Annotated in this window: 15 protein-coding genes; 6 read left to right on the top strand and 9 right to left on the bottom strand. The window is 56.2% G+C overall.

Annotation, left to right across the window (positions count from 1 at the left end; genetic code table 11):
* Nucleotides 1–112: 112 nt before the first annotated feature.
* The 9 genes from OSH09_RS17845 to OSH09_RS17805 all read right to left on the bottom strand — a co-directional run bounded on the left by OSH09_RS17845 (nucleotide 113) and on the right by OSH09_RS17805 (nucleotide 12,350).
* Nucleotides 113–1,777: an AMP-binding protein gene (locus tag OSH09_RS17845; protein WP_266121756.1), complete on the bottom strand. Its 1,665-nt coding sequence runs from the start codon at nucleotides 1,775–1,777 to the stop codon at nucleotides 113–115.
* A gap of 23 nt (nucleotides 1,778–1,800) precedes the next feature.
* A complete protein-coding gene (locus tag OSH09_RS17840) occupies nucleotides 1,801–2,373 on the bottom strand; it encodes a chalcone isomerase family protein (protein WP_207872620.1) in 573 nt (190 codons plus the stop codon).
* A gap of 19 nt (nucleotides 2,374–2,392) precedes the next feature.
* Nucleotides 2,393–2,911 (bottom strand): DUF4442 domain-containing protein, encoded by a 519-nt coding sequence (locus OSH09_RS17835; protein ID WP_207872619.1) that lies wholly within the window; start codon nucleotides 2,909–2,911, stop codon nucleotides 2,393–2,395.
* A gap of 9 nt (nucleotides 2,912–2,920) precedes the next feature.
* On the bottom strand, nucleotides 2,921–4,246 hold the full coding sequence (locus tag OSH09_RS17830) for an OmpP1/FadL family transporter (RefSeq protein WP_207872618.1): 1,326 nt from the start codon (nucleotides 4,244–4,246) through the stop codon (nucleotides 2,921–2,923).
* A gap of 125 nt (nucleotides 4,247–4,371) precedes the next feature.
* Nucleotides 4,372–6,315, bottom strand: coding sequence for a 3-hydroxyacyl-CoA dehydrogenase NAD-binding domain-containing protein (locus OSH09_RS17825; RefSeq protein WP_266121755.1), 1,944 nt, complete (start codon nucleotides 6,313–6,315; stop codon nucleotides 4,372–4,374).
* Nucleotides 6,312–7,607, bottom strand: coding sequence for an acetyl-CoA C-acetyltransferase (locus tag OSH09_RS17820; RefSeq protein ID WP_266121754.1), 1,296 nt, complete (start codon nucleotides 7,605–7,607; stop codon nucleotides 6,312–6,314). The genes OSH09_RS17825 and OSH09_RS17820 overlap by 4 nt, the downstream gene beginning before the upstream one ends.
* Nucleotides 7,604–9,949 (bottom strand): acyl-CoA dehydrogenase, encoded by a 2,346-nt coding sequence (locus tag OSH09_RS17815; protein ID WP_207872615.1) that lies wholly within the window; start codon nucleotides 9,947–9,949, stop codon nucleotides 7,604–7,606. The genes OSH09_RS17820 and OSH09_RS17815 overlap by 4 nt, the downstream gene beginning before the upstream one ends.
* A gap of 213 nt (nucleotides 9,950–10,162) precedes the next feature.
* Nucleotides 10,163–10,816: a TetR/AcrR family transcriptional regulator gene (locus tag OSH09_RS17810; protein ID WP_207872614.1), complete on the bottom strand. Its 654-nt coding sequence runs from the start codon at nucleotides 10,814–10,816 to the stop codon at nucleotides 10,163–10,165.
* Between the two features lie 106 nt (nucleotides 10,817–10,922).
* Nucleotides 10,923–12,350, bottom strand: a complete 1,428-nt coding sequence (locus OSH09_RS17805; RefSeq protein ID WP_266121753.1) for an NAD-dependent succinate-semialdehyde dehydrogenase — start codon at nucleotides 12,348–12,350, stop codon at nucleotides 10,923–10,925.
* 980 nt (nucleotides 12,351–13,330) lie between these two features.
* Between OSH09_RS17805 and OSH09_RS17800 the strand changes: the two genes are divergently transcribed.
* From OSH09_RS17800 to OSH09_RS17775, 6 genes are all read left to right on the top strand, one after another.
* Nucleotides 13,331–14,716 (top strand): TolC family outer membrane protein, encoded by a 1,386-nt coding sequence (locus OSH09_RS17800; RefSeq protein WP_243430174.1) that lies wholly within the window; start codon nucleotides 13,331–13,333, stop codon nucleotides 14,714–14,716.
* A gap of 41 nt (nucleotides 14,717–14,757) precedes the next feature.
* The gene (locus OSH09_RS17795; RefSeq protein ID WP_207872612.1) at nucleotides 14,758–14,979 is read left to right on the top strand and encodes a hypothetical protein; all 222 of its coding nucleotides are present in this window, start codon (nucleotides 14,758–14,760) and stop codon (nucleotides 14,977–14,979) included.
* Nucleotides 14,963–17,146, top strand: coding sequence for a type I secretion system permease/ATPase (locus OSH09_RS17790; RefSeq protein ID WP_266121752.1), 2,184 nt, complete (start codon nucleotides 14,963–14,965; stop codon nucleotides 17,144–17,146). Before OSH09_RS17795 ends, OSH09_RS17790 begins: the two co-directional genes overlap by 17 nt.
* Nucleotides 17,143–18,504: an HlyD family type I secretion periplasmic adaptor subunit gene (locus OSH09_RS17785; RefSeq protein WP_207872611.1), complete on the top strand. Its 1,362-nt coding sequence runs from the start codon at nucleotides 17,143–17,145 to the stop codon at nucleotides 18,502–18,504. The genes OSH09_RS17790 and OSH09_RS17785 overlap by 4 nt, the downstream gene beginning before the upstream one ends.
* A gap of 108 nt (nucleotides 18,505–18,612) precedes the next feature.
* The gene (locus tag OSH09_RS17780) at nucleotides 18,613–19,227 is read left to right on the top strand and encodes a response regulator transcription factor (RefSeq protein WP_222669435.1); all 615 of its coding nucleotides are present in this window, start codon (nucleotides 18,613–18,615) and stop codon (nucleotides 19,225–19,227) included.
* Between the two features lie 175 nt (nucleotides 19,228–19,402).
* A partial coding sequence (locus OSH09_RS17775) for a retention module-containing protein (RefSeq protein WP_266121751.1) occupies nucleotides 19,403–21,804 on the top strand: 2,402 nt, incomplete at its 3' end.

Raw genomic sequence — 21,804 nt, 5'->3', positions numbered from 1 at the left:
GCGGTATCAGGGCTACGAACGATCTGATTCTTATTTGTTTATGAATCCTCCGGTTAATGAAAAAGGGGCATAAGCCCCTTTCTTCTTGGTCTAAGCGCGTGCTGAATATCTGTTATGGACGCAGCTCGCGGCGCAGGATTTTGCCTACGTTGGTACGAGGCAAATCGTCGCGGAATTCCACAATGCGCGGGCATTTGTAGCCGGTCAGATTCTTGCGGCAGAAGGCAATAACGTCTTTTTCAGTCAGATCAGGATTACGGCTGATCACATAGAGCTTGACGACTTCGCCTGCTTTTTCATCAGGGACACCGACGGCGGCGGCTTCGACAATATCGGGGTGCTGCGCGGCTACGGCTTCCACCTCATTGGGGTAGACGTTAAAGCCCGAGACCAGAATCATGTCTTTTTTGCGATCCAGCAGGAACACATAACCGTGCTCGTCCATATAGCCAATATCGCCCGTTCGTAAAAAGCCGTCACGGTCAAAGACCTTGGCGGTTTCATCGGGACGTTGCCAGTAACCGGGGGTGACTTGAGGCCCGCGAATGCACAGCTCGCCCGTTTCGCCCAGGGGCAGATCGTTCTGGTTTTCGTCGCGTATGCGGATGTCAGTGGATGGCACGGGCAGGCCAATCGAACCGGTGAACTCTTTCTTATCCAGCGGGTTGATGGTGGCGGCAGGCGAGGTTTCAGTCAGACCATAGGCCTGGGCCAGGGGTTTGCCCGTTGCTTCCAGCCAGCGCTTGGCGACCACTTCCTGAACCGCCATGCCCCCGCCCAAGGTAAAGCGCAGCGAGGAGAAGTCCAGCTTGCGAAACTCGGCATTATTGAGCATGGCATTGAACAGCGTATTCACCCCGGTAATGGCGGTAAAACGCAGCTTGGACATGTCCTTGATCATGGACGGAATATCGCGTGCATTGATGATCAGCAGGTTTTCCGCTCCCAAGCGCAGGAACACCAGCAGGTTCGCGGTGAATGCGAAGATATGGTAGAGCGGCAGGGCGGTGACAACGCAGTCGATCTGGCCTTCTTTCAGATAAGGACGAATCCAGGACAATGCCTGACTCAGGTTGGAGACCAGGTTGCCATGTGTCAGGACGGCGCCTTTGGCGACCCCGGTGGTACCGCCTGTGTATTGCAGGCAAGCGATGTCATCGTGCGTCAGGGTGACGGGGCTTGGGGGGCGGGTACGGCCCTTTGCCAACACAGTTTTAAAGGGGATGGCACCGGGCAAGGACCAGGCAGGCACACCTTTTTTAACGTGGCGTACCACTTGATTGACCAGCCATCCTTTAAAGCTGCCCAGGCAATCACCCACACTGGTCACAATGACCCGCTTGATGGGCGTCTCATGCAGAATTTCCTGCAGTACATGCGCAAAGTTTTCAGCAATGATGATGGTTTCTGCGCCGCTGTCCTGCAGTTGGTGGCGCAGTTCACGAGCGGTATACAGTGGGTTGGTATTGATAATGGTGGCCCCACTGCGCAGCACCCCATACAGGCTGATGGGGTACTGCAGCATATTGGGCATCATCAGGGCGACGCGGTCGCCTTTTTTCACACCGGCAGTTTGCAGCCAACTGGCCAGGGCCAAGGCATTGTCCGATAGCTCGCGGTAGCTCATGCCTTTGCCCATGCTGATATAGGCAGTGCGTTGGTCGAATTCTTTGCAGCTTTGTTCAAATACATCCAGCAAGGACGAGTACTGCTGGGCCTGATCTTCGATAGTGGCAGGAATACCGGTGGGGTAGTTCTGCAGCCAGACTTTATCCATGAAGCGCTCCAAGGCGTGTAGGTTCAAGACAATCCCAGCAGGGCCTTTTTGAGCGATTCCTGGGCAGGTTTCTTGCCTAACCAGATTTTCAACAAAGCAGCGGTCAGATCAGGGTGAGAAAGCTCGCCCAGCGTCTTGTCGTTAAACAGAATCTTGACCTGGGGGGCGTTCATGTCCAGCACCACGATATCGCCTTCTTTGGCCTCGCCAACCTGGCGCATCAGGTCTTCAAATTGCTTGATGACGGGATCCAGTTCTTGTTTTTCAGGATCAGTCAGGTTGCTGTGAATGCCATCTTTCAGGGCATCGATCAGGGTTTGGGCGTCCAGGTCGCGTTTCAGAACCAGGCGTATCTGGTGTGGTCCGGGGGACTGGATAATGGCTTGCGCGTCTTGCGAAGGCGACGCGGTGTAAAGGGCGGCAACGTACACATCAAAAACTACTTTCTTGCGCAGGCCCGCTCCATTCAGTTTCAGGCTTTGCTGCTCGACGGTGACCGTATCGGGGACGGTGACATTTGCGACAGTAGCGGCCTGGGCGGCGGGTAACCCTAGGGACAGACTTAAAATCAGAGCGGCACAGCGGGGGGTAAACATGAAGCGGTCCTCCGGCAAATTAGCGTGATTGTGATTTCTGCTTGTAGAAGTGGGCGTCGGCGATGTAGATGGTGCGTTCTACCGTGGTGTAGATCTGGCCTTCAGGGTCCTGGATCTGCACGGTAAATGTGGCTTCGGCCTCGTGGTATTGGTCTAGCTGTCCTCGTATTGCGTCCAGTTCTTCTGGATTGATTTGAAAGTTGGCATACAGAGTCTGGTAGCCCGGGCGGCGATACTGGATCTCTGCATTTTTGTCCCAGACAACGACGTGACGTTGCAAGCCAGCGAGCAGCATGGTGGCGTGTACGCCGTCTGTAATGGCAAAGAGGGACCCGCCAAATAAAGAGCCATTGATGTTTCGAGTTCGACGACGCAATGGCAGGCGTACGACGATGTGTTGCAAGTTCGCTGAAACTTTGTGGACCCGCCCTCCGGTTGCCCGGAAGGCGGGGTGCCAGTTAAAGCCCAACTGCAAAAAGCGCGCACGCCATGTTGGAGGCAGGTGTGCGAGCAGCTCCATGCGGCGACTGCGGGCCATAGTGCATCCTTAGAAGCGATAGCTGAACTGCACGCCCAGAATGTCACCACTGTTTTTGTAGGTACCGCGAGTCAGACCACGGCCTTTCAGGTCTGTGTTGTTGTTCATGTCTGTGTTTTTCAGGAACAAGTGGGTGTAGCCGATATCCCAGGTGGCGTTCTTGCTGGCACGGTATTGGGCACCCAGGGACACCCAGTAACGGTCGCTATCAGGCAGGGCGGTTGGGCGGTAGTTCTTGTCGCGTACGGGCGATTGGTCCCAAGCCACACCACCCTTGAAGGTCCACTGTTCGTTGTAGTGGTAGTTGGCGCCCAGGGCTACGCGCCATGCGTCCTTGAATTTCAGCTCCAGGCCGGAATCCTTGGCACCGGGGCCGCTGTTTTCAATGGTCAGGCGTGGGATGCTGCTCCAGCCAGTCCAGGACACGTCGGCCAGCAACTGCCAGCGCGAGTTCAGGTCGTGCACCAAGCTGACAATGGCGGTGTCAGGCAGCTTGATGGTGGCTTCCGCATCCCAGTTGATGTTGGGAGCCGGAATGCCTGCAGGCACGTTGCGGTTGCGCAGCTTGGTATCGCCGTCAGCCGTGACCTTGATTTGCGAGCGGTAGGACACGCCCAAACGGGTGCTGGGGGTGATCTGGTACAGCAAGCCTGCGTTCCAGCCCCATGCGTCGCCTTTCATCTTGACGCGGGTGTCCATGTCCAGTGGGCCCAGCGCCGGGTGATAGCCGACAGGCGTGGCCAGGCGGTAGTCCGCATCAATGTGCAGCCAGTTCACACCCACGCCGAAGGACAACTGATCGTTGACCTTGTAGGCCACCGATGGGTTGACGTTGATGGTTTCAATGGCAAATTTTTCGGAGTGGTAACGACCCACCCAGCCTTCGTCATATTCGGTTGTCAGACCAAAAGGTACGCCAATACCCAGGCCTACCCACCATTTGGGGGAGAGCTGATGGGACAGATAAATATTGGGAACGGCAGCGACTTTACCCGCATCACCACCCGAGCCACCAGTGGCTGGACGGCTGGCGCCACCTGTCAGAGCCAAGGGGTCGGTACTGCCTTTATCGGAAAATTTGAAGGTGGGTTTAATCGCATTAAAACCTGCCGAGAAGTTTGTCTCGGGCAGCAAGGTCATGCCAGCCGGGTTGAAGTAGATCGTGCTGGCATTGTCACCAATGGCGGCCGAGCCTGCATAGGCATTACCCAGGCCGCTCGCATTTTGTTCCAGCAAGTTAAAACCAGCCGCATGGGCTTGACCCATACCAACGCTCATTCCCAGCGGAATCAGCAAGGCGGGAATGGTACGCAAAGCTACAACCATCTTTTTCATGTCTCTTCTCCAAGGTATAGGTGCGACGTCTGACAGAGGCTTGGGACAGGTTTTAAAACACCTGTTTGTTTTCTATGGTGCATGACCTAGGCCAATCGGCGTATAGGTATTTGTGCCAATCTGGGTTAATTCCGTTGTTTTTGTGTTGCTTTGTAATGCAGAGGCCCCCCTCTGAATGGGGCAAAGCCGGTACCGAAAATTACACCGGCATCGGCCAGATCATCGTTCTCCACCACACCGATACGGACCTGATGTTCGGTCTGTTCAATAAGGGGTTTAATCAAACGATCAGCCAGACCGCTTGGGACGGTTCCTGCAGGAGGTTTCTGGGCTTTGCCATCTTTCCAGGTGTAGAAACCCTGGCCGGTTTTACGGCCCAGTTCCTGACGATCCAGGTGGGTTTTCAGGCAGGCTGGCATGGCAGCTTGCTGGCTTAGTTGAGCACCCGCATCACGGGCAATATCCAGGCCCACGGTGTCGGCCAATTCAAGCGGGCCCATGGGCATGCCGAACTGCACCATGGCTTTATCTACCGTTGCTGGGTCCAGACCTTCGTCCACGCAGTGCATGGCTTCCAACATGTAGGGAGCCAGGACCGCATTGACCAGAAAGCCGGGGCTGTCCTTGACGGGCAGGGGCAGCTTGCCAATCTGGTTCACAAAGGCATAAGCGGCACTGCGCACCTCGGGGGACAGGAGCTCGCTTTCCACGACCTCGACCAGCGGCATGCGAGACACCGGATTGAAGAAGTGAATGCCCACCAGGCGTTCGGGATTGATCAGATTCAAGCTGAGCTCGGATAGAGGCAGGCTGGAGGTATTCGTCGCCAGAACAGCACCCGGTTTCAGGCTGGGTTCAATGCTGGCGTACAGGCTGCGCTTGGCATCCGCGTTCTCGAAGATGGCTTCCAGAACCAGATCCGCCGAGGGGATACCGTGGCCGTCCGGGTCCGGGATCAATCGATCCAATGCGGCTTGTACCAGCCTGCGGTCTTTCAGACGGCGTTGGAACAGCTTGGCAGCACGACCCTGGGCCTGAGCAATACGTTTGCGGTCCTGGTCCTGTAGAGTCACACGCATGCCTTTCAGCGCGCATACGGCGGCAATATCGCCCCCCATGACGCCCGCACCGACCACATGAATATGTTTGACCTCTTGAGTGGACGAATGCTTGCCCACGCTTTTCAGGCGTTCTTGCAGATGGAACACACGCAGCAGATTAGCGGCGGTGTTGGAGCGGGTTATTTGCTCAATCAGCTCGGGTGCCTTCAAGGCATTGCCGTTGTGCTTTTCCCAGATCTCCAGAATCGCACGGGGTGCTTGATAGTGCTGATAGGGATCGCGTTTCGCCAGTTGCTTGCGTACCTGATTCGCGACCAGGGGGCGTAGCAGCTTGGTATTCATCAGACGGGGCAGCCCTTTGGCGCGACGTGGCTTCTTGCCACTGAGCACCTGCTTGACGGCGGCTTGCTTGGCCAGCCGTGCAGGAACGCAGGCATCGACCATACCCAGGCGGGCCGCTTTGCGTGCATCCACGCTTTTGCCGCTCAGCATCAAGTCCATCGCTGCGGCGGGGCCTATATATTCAGGCAAACGCAACATGCCACCCCAACCGGGGAAAATACCCAGCATCACTTCAGGCAGAGCCAGACGCGTGTCGTCTTGCTCCACGGCCAGGCAGTAACGGCACGCCAGGGCCAGCTCCAGGCCACCGCCCAGGCAGTGACCTTGCACCAAGGCCAAGGTGGGATAGCTTTGCTTGGCCAGCTTGTTGAACACCGTCCAGCCGCGTGTGACCAGTGCCAAGCCCTTTTCAGGGTTGTTGTTGTGCTCGGAGAACTCATCAATATCCGCACCAGCCACAAAACCGGCGGCCTTGCCGGAGTAAATGATCAGTGCTTTGGGTTGATGGCTGCTTAGATAGTCCAAAGCCTGATTCAGCTCTTGCAACACGGTGGCGGACAGTCGGTTGACCGAACTGCCCACGCAATCGATCTTCAGCCAGTTAATTTGCTGATCGTCCGTGTATAGCGTGAAATTTTGCAAATCCAAGTTAGCGACGGGCATCATGATTCAGTTCCTTGCAGCGATTCGATCAGCATGGCGCCGCCTTGACCGCCGCCAATACAAATAGCGGCCATGCCCAGACGCAAGTTGCGACGACGCAGGGCATTCAAGCAATGCAGCACAATCCGGGCACCAGAGGCACCCACCGGGTGGCCAATCGCAATAGCGCCGCCGTCCACATTGAGCTTGTCCATATCCAGCAGTCCCAAAGCATCACGACCCAGATGCTTTTGGCACCACTCCTGGTCGTCCCATGCAGCACGACATGCTAGTACCTGTGCTGCAAAAGCCTCGTTGATTTCCCACAAGTCCGGACCATTTAAGGCCAGACGGTTGCGTTCCAAAATAGGGGTGGCGGCAAACACGGGGCCCAGGCCCATCGTGGCGGGGTCCAGACCGGCCCATTGCGCATCCACAATGCGGCCAATGGGTTTGAGTTGATGCTCTTTGACTGCGGCCTCACTGGCCAGAATCAGCAGGGCTGCACCATCAGTCACCTGGGAGCTGTTACCCGCGGTGATATTGCCCCAGGGGGGATCAAATACGGGGCGCAGCTTGCCCAGCTTTTCCGGGGTGGAGTCTTCGCGCACACCGTCATCTTGCGGGTAGTTATTACCGCGCTGATCGCTAAGCGGCACAATTTCTTCAAAGGCGTTTTCTTGTTGGGCTTGCAGTGCCAAACGGTGGCTGCGCGCGGCAAACTCGTCCATTTCCTGACGAGTAATGCCGAATTCGTGCGCCAGGTTTTCAGCAGTCTGTCCCATGGATAAACCGACCACGGGATCAGTCAGCCCTTTGAGCAGGCCGATAACGGGTTTCAGGTAGGACAGGCGCAGGCCACGCAGCGCTTTGATACGCGCGCCCACACTGCGGGCTTTACCCCACACGGCCAGCCAACGCACCATTTCGTCGCTGAACAGAATGGGGGCGTGAGACAGGGCGTCTACACCACCGGCCAACACCAAATCCGAGCGTCCGGTTTGAATGGCTTGAACGCCGGAGTCCAGGGCCTGCATGCCCGATGCGCAGTTACGCATCACGGTCCAGCCGGGCACTTTGTGACCTGTGCCCAGACGCAGACCCAGTACCCGGCCGATATTGGTTTCATCGGGCGAGGGGGCGGCGCAACCCAGAATGACCTCGCTAAGCTGCGGGGCCTCAAAGGGTTGGCGCAGCAGCAGCTCGCGGCCTGTTTGCACGGCCAGATCTCCAGCCGAGAAAGGGCCGGGCGCGTTGCGCGCTTTTAGAAACGGGCTGCGTGCGCCGTCAATAATATAGACCGGTTGAAAACTCATACTTGGCTCCCACTGGCGGCGTCAGCGGCGGGCTTTTCCCGACGCAGATCGAAGGGGAAATCATCCACGGCAATAACCCGGTCGCGCACAATGTCGCGGGCCTGGATTTGCTCGTATTCCTGAGCGGTGATGCCACCGGCCTGGAAGACGGCTTCGGCCAGATCGCGTACGTTGGCTTTGGGGTTGTCCTGCAACTGGCCACTTTTCTCGAACTGACGGATTTTGGCGTCGATGTCGCGGGTGTTCAGCGAAGCCAGCAAAGCCGCTTCAATCGCACCGACGGGCTCTTGGTCGTCTTCAGGCAAGTAGGTGTCGTAAGTCAGGCGATCACGAGTTGGGCCGGGTTTGGTCAGCAGTTTGGCAACGGTGTGATCCAGTCGGTCGTCCGGGCCCAGACGGCGCTGACCCAGAGGGAAGACCAGGAAGCGCAGCACGGCAGCCAAAGGACGGTTCGGGAAGTTTTCCAGTACCTTGTCCAGAGCATGTTGAGCACGCATCAGAGCGTCTTGAGCCGCCCAGTGAGCCAAAGGTGCATCTTCTTGCTGGCGACCTTCGTCTTGGTAACGCTTGAGTACGGCGCTAAGCATGTACAGCTCGGACAGCACATCGCCCAGACGCGAGGACAGACGCTCACGCATTTTCAGCGAACCGCCCAGTACCAGCATGGACGCATCAGCCAGCAGAGAGAACGCAGCGCTGTAACGGCTGGCCTGGCTGTAGTAGGTGTGCATGGCTTTGGACGTGCCAGTGGGGCCACTTAACAAGCGCCAGCCACCCAGACCCAGCCAGAAGGAGCGGCCAGTGTTTGCGAGGGTGTAGCGAATGTGTGCCCAGAAGGCTTCGTCGAACTTGCGCAGACCAGCTTCACGGTCGGGGTTCAGGGCCGCGGTCATCTCTTCCAGAATGAAGGGATGGCAGCGGATGGCGCCTTGACCAAAGATGATCAGGCTGCGGGTCAGAATGTTGGCGCCTTCTACCGTGATACCGACAGGGATTTGCTGATACGCACGGCCCAGGAAGTTTGATGGGCCAAGGCAAATACCTTTACCGCCAATCACGTCCATACCGTCGTTCACCACGATACGTCCACGTTCAGTCACGTGGTATTTGACGATGGCCGAGACCACGGAAGGCTTCTCGCCCAAGTCCACGGCAGCAGCCGTCATGGTGCGGGCGGCATCCATCGCGTAAGTGTGACCAGCGATACGGGCCAGGGCTTCTTCCACACCTTCAAACTTGCTGATGGCGCTACGGAACTGAGTGCGCACGGCAGAGTAGCCACCCACGGCGCGGCTGGTCAGTTTGGCCATACCGGTAAAGGAGGAGGGCAGGGAGATGGAGCGGCCAGCAGCCAGACATTCCATCAACATGCGCCAGCCTTGGCCAGCCATAGCCGGGCCACCAATAATGAATTCCAGCGGCATGAAGACGTCTTTGCCACGAGTAGGGCCGTTCATGAACATGGCGTTCAAGGGGAAGTGACGACGGCCTGTGTCCACGCCGGGGTGGTCGCTAGGGACCAGGGCGCAGGTAATGCCAATATCTTTTTCACCACCCAGCAAACCGTCCGGGTCATACAGACGGAAGGCCAGACCCAGCAAGGTGCAAACAGGAGCTAGCGTGATGTAGCGCTTGTCCCAGGTAACGCGCATACCCAGGACTTCCTGACCTTCCCATTCGCCTTTGCACACAATACCCACATCCGGGATAGAGGCTGCATCGGAACCGGCCCAAGGGCTGGTCAGGGCGAAAGCGGGAATGTCACGGCCGTCAGCCAGGCGGGGCAGGTAGTGTTGCTTTTGCTCGTCGGTGCCGTAGTGCAACAGCAGTTCAGCCGGTCCCAAGGAGTTGGGCACCATCACCGATACGGACAAGGCCGAGTTGCGAGTCGACAGTTTGGCGACCACCGCCGAGTGCGCTTGCGCCGAAAAACCGCGACCGCCGTATTCCTTGGGAATGATCAGGCTAAAGAAGCGGTTCTCTTTCAGGTAATTCCAGACCTCGGCTGGCATGTCGAAGTCTTCCTGGCTGACTTGCCAGTCGTCAATCATGGCGCAGGCCACGTTGACTTCATTGTCCATGAACTGACGCTCTTCTTCGCTCAGCCGGTAGGCTGGGTAAGAGGCCAGGGTGTTCCAGTTAGGTTTGCCGCGAAACAGTTCGCTTTCCCACCAAACCGTGCCTGCTTCCAGCGCATCGCGCTCGGTTTGGGACATGGCGGGCAAAACGCGCGAAAACGCGCGGTAGATGGGGCGGCTTAGCCACTTGCTGCGTAGGCTCCGGTTTTTGAGAACGTAGACGCAGCCTAGCACCAGCACTATCAATAGCAAGGTCACAAACATAGAAACTCCGGACTAGCTAAAAAAAAGAAAAGAAGGCCCCCACGCTGCGCCTTTGGGTTGCTGCCCCCCGAGGGGGTGCTTTTACCGGGGGCGCCGAGCCTTGGGAGCGGCCCGGCGGTAAAAAATGCCCCCACGCTGCACCTTCGACTTGCTGCCCCTAAAAGGGGCATGGTTCACCTGGGTACAGCTTGGCAGTCGGGACGACCGGTCAGCTCAGGCGTTGGCGGGTAAAGGAGCTCGTAATCCACCCAGCAGGAAGCTCATCAAGCGTTGTTGCAGTTGCTGTTCACTTTCGGGGCTGTCGCTAAGGGGTAATTGCAAAGCCCGACGCAATGATTGGGTGCCCATCAATGCGTAGGAAGTGGCACCCAACATGAAATGGAATCGCCAGATAATTTCTTCTTCCGGCACCGTGGGCAGGGCTTCGTGCAAAGCCTGCTTGAAGGGCAGGAAGATGGCGACTTGTTCATCCCAACAGATAGACTGGATGAAGTCCTGCGGTGCCGGGCGGTCTTGCCCAGGCAAAGGAATAAACGAGCGGGGGGCGCCGTTGCCCGAGCCAGCCAGCCGGATCAGGGGGCCAAAGAAAGCATCCACAACCTGGGAGGCTTTCAGAGGGCCTTCACCGGCTTGCTGGCGATAACAGGCCAGCTTTTCCAGACGCTCTTGATTGATGCTGTTCAGGCGGCGTTGAAACACGGCCTGTGTAAGTCCGTCTTTGCTGCCGAAGTGATAATTGACTGCCGACAGGTTCACCTTGGCTTGCGCCGTAATCTGGCGCATGGAGGTATTTTCGTGACCATACAACGCGAACAGATGTTCGGCTGCATCGAGAATAGAGGACTGTGTTCGATCAGAGCGTTTCACCGTTAATTCCTAATTTCAAACGAGTGTTTGAATAATGTAACGGGAATGCGTAGTTAGTACAGTAGGGGTTCACCCTAGCCCCGCAAAGCGGGGCCAGGAGCCAGTCTTAGATCTGGGTCACAAATTTGGTGACTAAGTATCCGTCAAAGGTTTCAGCACCGCCTTCGCTACCAATGCCGCTGTCTTTGACACCGCCAAACGGGGTCTCGGGCAGGGAGCTGCCAAAGTGGTTGATATTGACCATACCCGCTTCCAGCTCTGTGCCCAGTCGATGCGCATCTTGCAAGGATTGGGTAAAGGCATAGGCCGATAAACCAAAAGGCAGGCTGTTGGCACGGGCGATAGCATCGTCCAGATCACTGTAGCGAGTCAGGGGGGCGATGGGGCCAAAAGGCTCTTCAGTCATGACCAGGGCATCGTCGGGTAAATCCGTCAGCACCGTGGGCGAGAAAAAGAAACCGTCGCGCTTGATCTGTTCGCCGCCAAGCAACACTTTGCCGCCTAGTGAGCGGGCGTTGTCGACAAATTTTTGCATCATGGGGATACGGCGCTCGTGGGCCAAGGGGCCCATTTGTGTATCCGGGTCCAGACCATCGCCCACTTTCACATTCGCCAGTTCCTCGGTGAAGCGATCCACAAATGCCGTGTAGATATCGTCGTGGATATAAAAGCGCGTGGGGGAAATGCAGACTTGCCCGGCATTGCGAATCTTGAAGCGAGCCAGTTGACGAGCCGCACGTGCCACATCGGCATCAGGCAGGACCAGCACGGGAGAGTGGCCACCCAGTTCCATGGTGATGCGTTTCATATGAGCACCGGCCAGCGCGGCCAGTTGCTTGCCCACGGGTACAGAGCCGGTAAACGAGACTTTGCGCACGATAGGCGAGCGAATCAGGTAATCCGACACCTCTTGCGGCACACCCCAGACAATATTCAGTACGCCAGGAGGCAGACCTGCGTCATGGAAGGCTTGAGCAATCGCCATGACTGCACTGGGCGAATCCTCGGGGCCTTTCAGAATAATGGTGCAACCCGCTCCAATAGCCGCGCAGATTTTGCGGATGGCCTGGTTATAGGGGAAGTTCCACGGTGTAAACGCTGCGCAGACCCCGATGGGTTCACGCAAGACCATTTGCTGCACTTTGGGATTGCGGGCAGGGATGACGCGGCCATAAATACGGCGGCATTCCTCGGCGTGCCAATCTGCATGGTCAGCGCAGGACTGAATTTCACCCACTGCCTCGGCCAGTGGCTTGCCCTGATCCAGGGTCAGATTGCGGCCGATTTCCTGAGCGCGTTCGCGCGACAGTTCAGCAACCTTGCGCAAGATCGCACTGCGGTCCATGGGTGAACTATGGCGCCAGCTTTTGAAAGCGGTCTGAGCCGCATCCAGTGCCGCATCCAGATCCGCCTGGGATGCCAGGGGCAGTTGGCCCAGCGTGCTGCCATTGGCAGGGTTGATGACGGCCTGGGTCTGGCGACCTTGTCCATCCAGAAATTGACCATTGATATACAGGGCCAGGTGTTGATACATGAGCGGCCTCCAAGTTGTCTGTGTTGCTAACTAGATACGTACCTTTCCGATGGTATCGGGCGGGAAGAAGCGGGACAAGCATGGGTGGTAGGGATCGCAGCAACGGATTGTTCAGAGAAGCAACAAAGGAGTGCAAAAAAGCGAAGGACTGGTTCGATTGTTATAAGTTTTTGATATTCAATCTCTTTTTAAAAACCTGACGGAGAGATGAAAAGAGACATCAAAATGCAATAAGAAATCGTTACAAGTGCAGCATTCTTAATTGGAATGATTGTTATGTTTACGACACAGAAATTATTTTTATCGTTTGATGAGAACTGGGATTTCTCTTGATGTAACCTAAATGCTTATTATGGTGAAAGTTTTTTGTAGATTATTACCAACGGTTGTCAGCGGCGAACATGACACAACAATTCTTGGTTAAGCGCCTAATTGCTCAGAATCGTTTAATTTCATGGCTTTGTTGCTGTTTTTGTCACAGGCTATTTATCATTTTTAACATTGTGATCGACGAAGGCCCTTGTAATCTAAGATACAATTTGTCCCGTGATCCACGTGAACAGTTGCACTCTACGTCACGCAAAAGGTCACAATCAGACACAAGGTTATGCTCCAAGAATACAGGTCAGAAGCCTGTAGCTCCGCCTTGTCTTGCCCCGGTCCATTATGAACATACTGCTGCGGTTGGCGATGTGCGTGCCAACCTTAGATGTAAAGCCCATGTGCAATACATAGGTGTTGGGCCCTCGGGTGGTGTTCCTTTCACTTGGTTTAAGTGGCACACCGAACCCATTCTTCTTTCATTTTTGTACTTAAATTTGATCTGGCAATGCGTTGCAACGATGACGTGATGACGTCTGTCGTGCGATGTTGCACAGGATCTTACGGAGGCCGACGTGCGTGGTAATAAAACTCTAACGGTAAGTTCGCTACTGACAGCGCTACTGCTGGCGCAACCAGTGCTAGCCCAGGAAAGCAGCTTGAGCTTCAAGGACAGTATTGAGCGGGCAATCATGTCCAATCCTGAACTTGGCGCTCGCTTTCAGGATTTCCAGTCTGCGCTTGAAGGCCAGAATGTCAGCCGTGGCGCCTTGATGCCAGAAGTTAATGCCCAGGGTTGGGTTGGCAAAGAATGGCGTGGCAGCACCTCGGGTGCTCCGTCGACCAACTGGTCGCGCAATGGCTACAGCCTGCAACTGCGTCAGTTGATTTTTGATGGTTTCTCCTCGATCAACCAGGTCCGTCAGCTCGGTTACGAAAAACTGGCTACTTATTACGAGCTGTTGGCTTCGGTCGACTCCCTGGCGCTGGAAGCGGCCAATGCACACATTGACGTGTTGCGTTACCGCGAAATGGAAAAGCTGGCTCGTGAAAACTACGGCATGCACATGAACATCCTGGGCCAGATCCAGGAGCGTTCCGCATCCGGCGTGGGCCGTGGCGTTGACCTGGAACAGGCCTATGGTCGTCAGTCCTTGGCTCAAAGCAACATGATGACCGAAGCAGGCAACCTGAACGACGTGTTGCAACGCTACCGCCGTATTGTTGGCGTGGCCGCTCCTGAAGTCATGCAAACCGCTCCCAGCCTGAGCGAATCCATTCCCGCCAATACCAAGGACTTTTTGCCATCGCTGCGCACCAGTCCCATGATCTTGGCCAAGCAGGCGCTGTACCAAGCGGCTGAGTCCGGCAAGCACGTGGCCCAAGGCCGCATGTCGCCTACGCTGGAATTCCGTGCTGCTACGGGTAAAGACAAAAATGATCCTCCCGGTTCCGCTTACCGCAATTCGCAAAGCAGCAACGTGCAGTTGATGCTGTCGTACAACCTGTTCCGTGGCGGTGCTGATGCAGCCCGTATCCGCCAAACCACGGCTCAGCAATATGCCGCCCGCGACGTGCGTGATTACACCTGCCGTAACGTGCAGCAAGATCTGGCTGTCGCCTGGAACAACATCGAGCGCTTGCGTGCTCAGTTGCCATTCCTGAAACAACACGAACTGGCTACCTCCAAGGTTCGCGTTGCTTACATGCAGCAGTTCCAGATTGGTCAGCGCTCCTTGCTGGACTTGCTGGATACGGAAAACGAATTGTTTGATGCTCGCCGTGCTCTGGCCAATGCCACGTACGACTTGCAGCAAGCTGAATACCGTTGGTTGACCCTGTCGCACCGTCTGGTGTCGGCGGTTGGCCTGGCCCAGCCTTACTCGGAGCAGCCTGAAGAAGCCACCAAGCTGGATTTCCCCGAAGAGGCATTCCAGGCTTGCATGACGCCAGTTCCAGATACGTCCAATTTGACCCCTGTGTCGGTTGACTATCGCGATGGTATGGCTCCGCCCGTCCTGCGCGAGAAAGCAGCCGGGCTGTAAGTCTCTGCTACTTGGCGTATTAGATAGTGAAGGAGGCACGTATGAGTCAGAACGAAGATGATTACAAGCAAGAGCTTTCTGCCTCGGATGCAGGTTTTATCCGGGTGCTGGAGGATTTGATTGATGCACTGATTGCAAACGGTGTACTTCGTATGACTGATCTGCCTCCGCAGGCTTTGGCCAAATTGAATGAGCGCAAACTGACCCGCCAGCGCCTGCGGGATTCGCTGGATTTGATTAATGACGATGAACCACTCATCTGATAGCACGACACCCACAAGCGGGGAATTCAGTATCCCGCCTCATCTGACCCATGATGATCCGCTCCTGACCTGCTTGGCAGAGATTACCCGTATCCATGGTAATCCCTGCACGCCGCAGCACTTGTCGGCGGGTCTGCCTTTGCAGCGAGGACGACTGACGCCCGCGCTACTAAGTCGGGCGGCGGCGCGAGGCCATTGCACGGCCCGCATCTGGCGTCGACCTTTCACCGAACTGGACACCAATCTGTTCCCGGTTATTTTGTTGCTGAACAATAACCGGGCATGTGTCTTGCTGAGTCTGGATGATCAGCAGGCGCGGGTGCACTTTCCGGAAAGCGGTAGCCCCAGTGAAATCAGTCTGGACGCTCTGCAAGCGCAGTACTCCGGGCTGTTGGCCGTTGTGCAGCCGGATTTTCGGGTTGAAGCACGTGCTAAAGATGGTGTTGCCCCGATCAAGGGCAAGCACTGGTTCTGGGCTGCCGTGGTGCAGAACTGGCGCCTGTATCGCGATGCGATTGGCGCCGCCTTTCTGATCAATCTGTTTGCCCTGGCCATTCCGCTCTACACCATGAACGTGTATGACCGGGTCGTCCCCAATAAAGCGATTGAAACCCTGTGGGTGCTGTCGATCGGGATTGGTCTGGTGTTACTGATGAACATGTTGCTGACCAGCGTGCGAGCCTATGTGGTCGATGCCGCCAGCAAACGTGTGGATATTCAGTTATCGGCTCGCATAATGGAGCGGGTGCTGGACTTGCGCATGGAGAACCGACCGCCGTCGGTGGGCTCTTTTGCTGCCAACCTGCGCTCGTTTGAATCCGTGCGCGACTTCATCGCTTCGGCCAGTTTGACCACACTGGTCGATTTGCCTTTTGTGCTGTTGTTTTTGGCTGTGCTGGCGTGGATCTCGCCCTGGATGCTGATTCCGCCGGTTGTCGCTATTTTTATTATTTTGGGTATTTCCTGGTTCGCCCAGGCGCGTATGGAGCGTTTGACCAAACAGACCTTCCAGGCGGCCGCTCAGCGTAACGCAGGTTTGGTCGAGTCTCTGGCTGGGTTGGAAACACTGAAAGTGTTGAATGCCCAAAGCAATGCTCAGCGGGCCTGGGAACAGTCCACCGAGTATCTGGCTCGCCAGGGCGCCAAAATCAAGCTGACCTCCACCCTTACCGTTAACACAGTGCAAATGCTGCAGCAGATGGTCACCATCAGCGTAGTCATTATCGGGGTGTACCTGGTTCAGGAAACCAAGCTGACCATGGGTGGCATTATTGCTTCCTCCATGATTGCTGGCCGCTGTCTGGCTCCCTTGGGGCAGGTGGCAGGTTTGATGATGCAATATCAGAATGCCCGTACCTCCTTGGGTTCGGTGGATTCCTACATGCAGATGCCGGTTGAGCATCCCGAAGAGCGTCACTTTGTTCCTCGTCCCTATCTGGAAGGCTCGATTGAGTTTCGTAACGTCAGTTTCACCTATCCCGGTGCAACTCAGAACGTGCTCGACAAGGTCAGTTTTTCCTTAAAAGCGGGCGAGAAGATCGGCATTATTGGTCGTATCGGATCTGGTAAAACCACGCTGTCCAAATTGATCCTCGGGCTGTACAAACCGACCGGCGGCACCGTGGTGCTGGATGGCATTGATAGCTTGCAGATAGACCCGGCTGACGTACGTCGCTCCATGGGTTATGTCTCGCAGGACCCCATGCTGTTTTATGGCACCTTGAAACACAATCTGATCATGGGCACGCCTTATGCGACCGACGAGCAGATGCTGGCAGCAGCCCGCCAAGCCGGTGTAGACGATTTTGCCCGACTCCATCCTGATGGCTACGACATGATGATTGGCGAGCGTGGTGAATCCTTGTCGGGAGGTCAGCGCCAAGCCATTGCCGTGGCGCGTGCCCTGATTGGTAGCCCGTCTATTCTGTTGCTGGACGAACCCAGCAGCAATATGGATAACCAGAGCGAATCCGCATTGCGCCGTAGCCTGCATAAAGAGTGCGAAGGTAAAACGGTGGTGCTGGTGACACACCGCACGGCCTTGCTGGAGCTGGTGGATCGCCTGATCGTGATGGATATGGGCCGCATTGTGGCCGATGGTCCGAAAGATCAGGTCGTTGCTGCCTTGCGTAGTGGGCAGATCGGTAAAGCCCGGAGTGCAGCATGAAGATCAAAAATCTGATCGCTTGGGTGCGTACTCAGCTCGACAATTCCGATTCGCCACCTATTGGCAACAATATGGTCAAGAACGCTTCCTGGACAGCTCGCTACCAGGAAGTGCGCGGCTCTACCTTGCTGATCTGGCTAAGCCTTTTGGCGTTATGCGTGCTGATCGTCTGGGCAAGCCTGGCCAGTATTGATGAAGTTGTGCGCGGCGAAGGCAAAGTGGTGCCTTCTCGCCAGGTGCAGATTGTGCAAAGCCTGGACGGCGGCGTTGTTGAAGAAATTCTGGTGCGGCCCGGTCAATCCGTGGAAGCCGGTGAAGTGCTGCTGCGAGTTGATCCTACGCGTGCCTCGTCGTCTCTGGGTGAGAACGAAGCCGAATCCTTGTCCTTGATGGCCAAGGCGGCTCGTCTGGAAGCCATTGCGGCCGACCAGCCCTTTGATATGCCCAGCGAAGTTCTGGAGAAAGCACCGGATCTGGCTGAAATGGAGCGCCGTGTCTGGCAGGCTCGGACAGAAGAGCTTCGCACTAATATTTCGGTGGCTCAAGAGCAGTTGAACCAGCGCCAACAGGAACTGCGTGAAACGCAGGCTAACCGTGACCAAGCGGCATCCAGTTGCGGGCTGACTTCGCAAGAACTGCAAATGACTCGTCCTTTGCTCAAGAGCGGAGCGGTGTCCGAAGTGGACTTGCTGCGCTTGCAACGTGATGTAGCTCGTTACTGCGGTGAACAGAAAGCAGCTACCGCACAGATCAGCCGTATTCAAGCCTCCATTCAGGAAGCTCAGAACCGTATTGGCGAAGTGGAAATCATCTTCCGCAACCAGGCCCGTACCGAGCTGGCTGAAACACGCGCCAAATTGGCTTCTCTGGAACAAGGCCAACGCGCCTTGGCTGATCGTGTGCGACTGGCTGAAGTGCGCTCGCCTGTGCGCGGCACGGTCAAGACGCTGTCTGCCAATACGGTAGGCGGTGTGCTGCAACCCGGTAAAGATATTCTGGAAATCGTGCCTACCGATGACACCTTGTTGTTGGAAGTACGTATTAATCCGCGCGATATCGGGTTTCTGCACTCGGGACAGACTGCCGAGGTCAAGTTCACGGCTTATGACTTCGCCATCTATGGTGGCTTGCCTGGCGTGCTGGAGCAAACCAGTGCCGACACCATTACCGATGAAAAAGGCAATTCATTCTATATAGCTAAGGTACGTACTGACACGGTTTACGTCGGTGACGATAACCGTCCAATCTTGCCCGGTATGGTGGCCGATGTGCACATCCTGACGGGCAAGCGGACAGTTATGCAGTACTTACTCAAACCTATTCTCAGGGCCAGATCCAACGCCTTCAGGGAGCGTTAAGGCCGATCGGTCCGTTGGGGGAGTAGCGCTGACGATAGAGGTGTAACACCCGAGTCAGACCAAGAGCTGATGGCTTATAGCTCGTGTTACCAGTAAGGGAAAAGCGGTATGCGACAAGTAAATTCGGTTTTATTTCTGACTGCCGATGAGGCGTTGTGGCAGCATTGGCGTCATCTGGAATCCGTGACCTGGCTGCCCGCCAGAGGGCAGGGCATGGACGATTTATTGCGTTGGAAACAACAGCATCGTGATCTGGTGGTGGTCGATAGCGCCCTGGCTTTGTGGAACCATCCTCAGTGGGCCCAGGCCGTGCAGGGCATGAAAGTAATTATCGCCAGCCCCCGGCCACTGGATACGGAAGGCCAGTCTGTTCTGGCTTTGGGTGCGCGTGGTTACATTCATGCTTACAGTTCCTCCCCGCTGCTGGTGCAGGCGCTGGATCATGTGGCCAGTGGCCAGGTCTGGGTGGGCGAGTCCTTGCTGAGCCGTTTGCTCAGCGATGTCACCCGTCGTCTGGAACCGAAGGCGGGTTGGGAAAGCACCTTGACCAGCCGTGAAGTCGAGGTTGCGCAACGCGCCTCGCTGGGTCACTCCAATCAGTTGATTGCAAACGATCTGGGAATCACCGAAAGAACGGTGCGCGCCCATCTCCAGGCTGTTTTTGAGAAGCTGGATGTAACAGATCGTTTGATGTTGGCGCTAAAAGTACACGGCATAGCCTAAGCGCCTGCTCGCCGTCCCGTTCGTATTGTTAAGTTAAGTCAATAACAATAAATAAAACAGCGAACTGGCGGCGACGCCAATATCGAGCAGCGGGTCAACTCGCTATTCTCTGATCAAAGAAAGTCAATTTCAGACTGCTGCGTCGCCGCGGTCTTTTTTTAGGAATCAGACAGTCATGGCACTGGATACTGTTTTAGTAACCCGAGTTGAAGGTACGGCATGGATTCGTACCAGCGATGGTTCAAAAGTAGCTGTAAAAGAAGGGATGCGTGTCCCTGTTAACGCCGAGATCATCACCGAGACCGGCGCCAGCGTCGAACTCGAAATCCCAGGCAGCCCACCCATGACGATTTCCGATAACCGGTCTTTCCTGGTTAGCGGCGATATCGCAGAAACGGATGTGGACCCTGTGGCAGCCGCCCTGGCTAACCCCAACGATCCAGCCATTACGGCTGTGTTGGCCGCTTTGGAAGCCGGCAATGACCCATTCTCCCAACTTGACCCAACCGCTGCCGTATTGACCGGTGGTGGCGAAGGCGGTGGCAGCAGCTTCACCCGTCTGGTCAGCATTGTGGAAACCACGCGCCCACTGGCACTGGAATACCCACGTCCTGGCGTGCCTAATGTTGAAAACGTGCGCTTGGGTGGCTACAGCGGTACAGGCGAAGAAGAAGCCGGTCCCCTGGTTCCCCCCTCCGTTACCGTCAAGATCAACGACGACGGCACGGTTACCTTCACGTTCACTGAAGTGCCATTTGGCTTCGACATCGAAGACATCGTGGTCACCGGCGGTGGTCGCATCGAAGGCCTGACGCCTGACAATAAAGATCCCAAGACCTGGACCGGCACACTGGTTCCCCCACCGAACTACGAAGGCGAAATCACCGTCAAAGTACCTGACGGTAGCTACACCAACGAAGTGGGCACACCAGGTAACGGCGGCGAAGACACGACCACGGTCGACACTCTGCCTCCAGAAGCTGAAATCACCATCGACCCCATCACGGGCGACGACGTGATTAACAAAGACGAGTCCGACGGCGACGTCACCATCACCGGTACGGTGGGTAAAGACGTCAAGCCAGGCGACAAGGTCACCGTGACCATCGGTGGCAAAGAGTACGAAACCACCGTTAACCCGGACGGCAAGACCTGGAGCGTGGACGTTCCTGGCTCCGAACTGGTCAATAACGACAAGATTGAAGCCAAAGTCACTACGACTGACGAGGCTGGCAACAGCACAACTGTCACTACCGATCGTCCTTACGAAGTAGACGTCACGCCTCCTGAAGCCGAGATCAAGATTGATCCGATCACGGGCGATGACGTTATCAACAAGGAAGAGTCGGGCGGCGATGTCACGATCACCGGTACGGTGGGCAAAGACGTCAAACCTGGCGACAAGGTCACTGTGACCGTAGGTGGCAAAGAGTACGAAACCACCGTTAACCCAGACGGCAAGACCTGGAGCGTGGACGTTCCTGGCTCCGAACTGGTCAACAACGACAAGGTTGAAGCCAAAGTCACCACGACTGATGACGCTGGCAACACAACGACCGCTACCGACGAGAAGCCTTACGACGTAGACGTTACGCCTCCTGAAGCCGAGATCAAGATTGATTCGATCACGGGCGATGACGTTATCAACAAGGAAGAGTCGGGCGGTGACGTCACGATCACCGGTACGGTGGGTAAAGACGTCAAACCAGGCGACAAGGTCACTGTGACCGTAGGTGGCAAAGAATACGAAACCACCGTTAATCCAGACGGCAAGACCTGGAGCGTGGACGTTCCCGGCTCCGAACTGGTCAACAACGACAAGGTTGAAGCCAAAGTCACCACGACTGATGACGCTGGCAACACAACGACCGCCACCGACGAGAAGCCTTACGACGTAGACGTTACGCCTCCTGAAGCCGAGATCGCGATCAACGTGATCGCTGAAGACGACGTAGTCAACAAGGCCGAGTCTGAGTCCGACGTGACCTTGACGGGTACGGTTGGCAAGGACGTCAAGGCTGGTGACACCGTGACCGTGACGGTCAATGGCAAGGACTACACCACCACGGTTAACGCCGATGGCAAGACCTGGAACGTAGACGTTCCTGGTGCCGAACTGGCCAAGGACAGCAATGTTCACGCCAAGGTGGAAACGGAAGACGCCGCTGGTAACCCAGCTAGCGCTGAAGCTGACCGCGGCTACGGCGTAGATACCGATCTGCCAGAAGCCGAGATCGCGATCAACGTGATCGCTGAAGACGACGTGATCAACAAGGCCGAATCGGAAGGAGATGTCACTGTCTCTGGTACGGTGGGTAAAGACGTCAAGGCTGGTGACACCGTGACCGTGACGGTCAATGGTAAGGACTACACGACCACCGTTAACGCTGATGGCAAGACCTGGAACGTGGACGTTCCTGGTGCCGAACTGGCCAAGGACAGCAATGTTCACGCCAAGGTGGAAACGGAAGACGCCGCTGGTAACCCAGCTAGCGCTGAAGCCGACCGTGGCTACGGCGTAGACACCGACCTGCCAGAAGCTGAGATCGCGATCAACGTGATCGCCGAAGACGACGT

The organism is Alcaligenes parafaecalis (genome assembly GCF_026344135.1).
Lineage (GTDB): Bacteria > Pseudomonadota > Gammaproteobacteria > Burkholderiales > Burkholderiaceae_B > Alcaligenes > Alcaligenes parafaecalis.
Note: the sequence above shows the minus strand (reverse complement) of the source record. Positions and strands in the feature narration are given on the sequence as shown.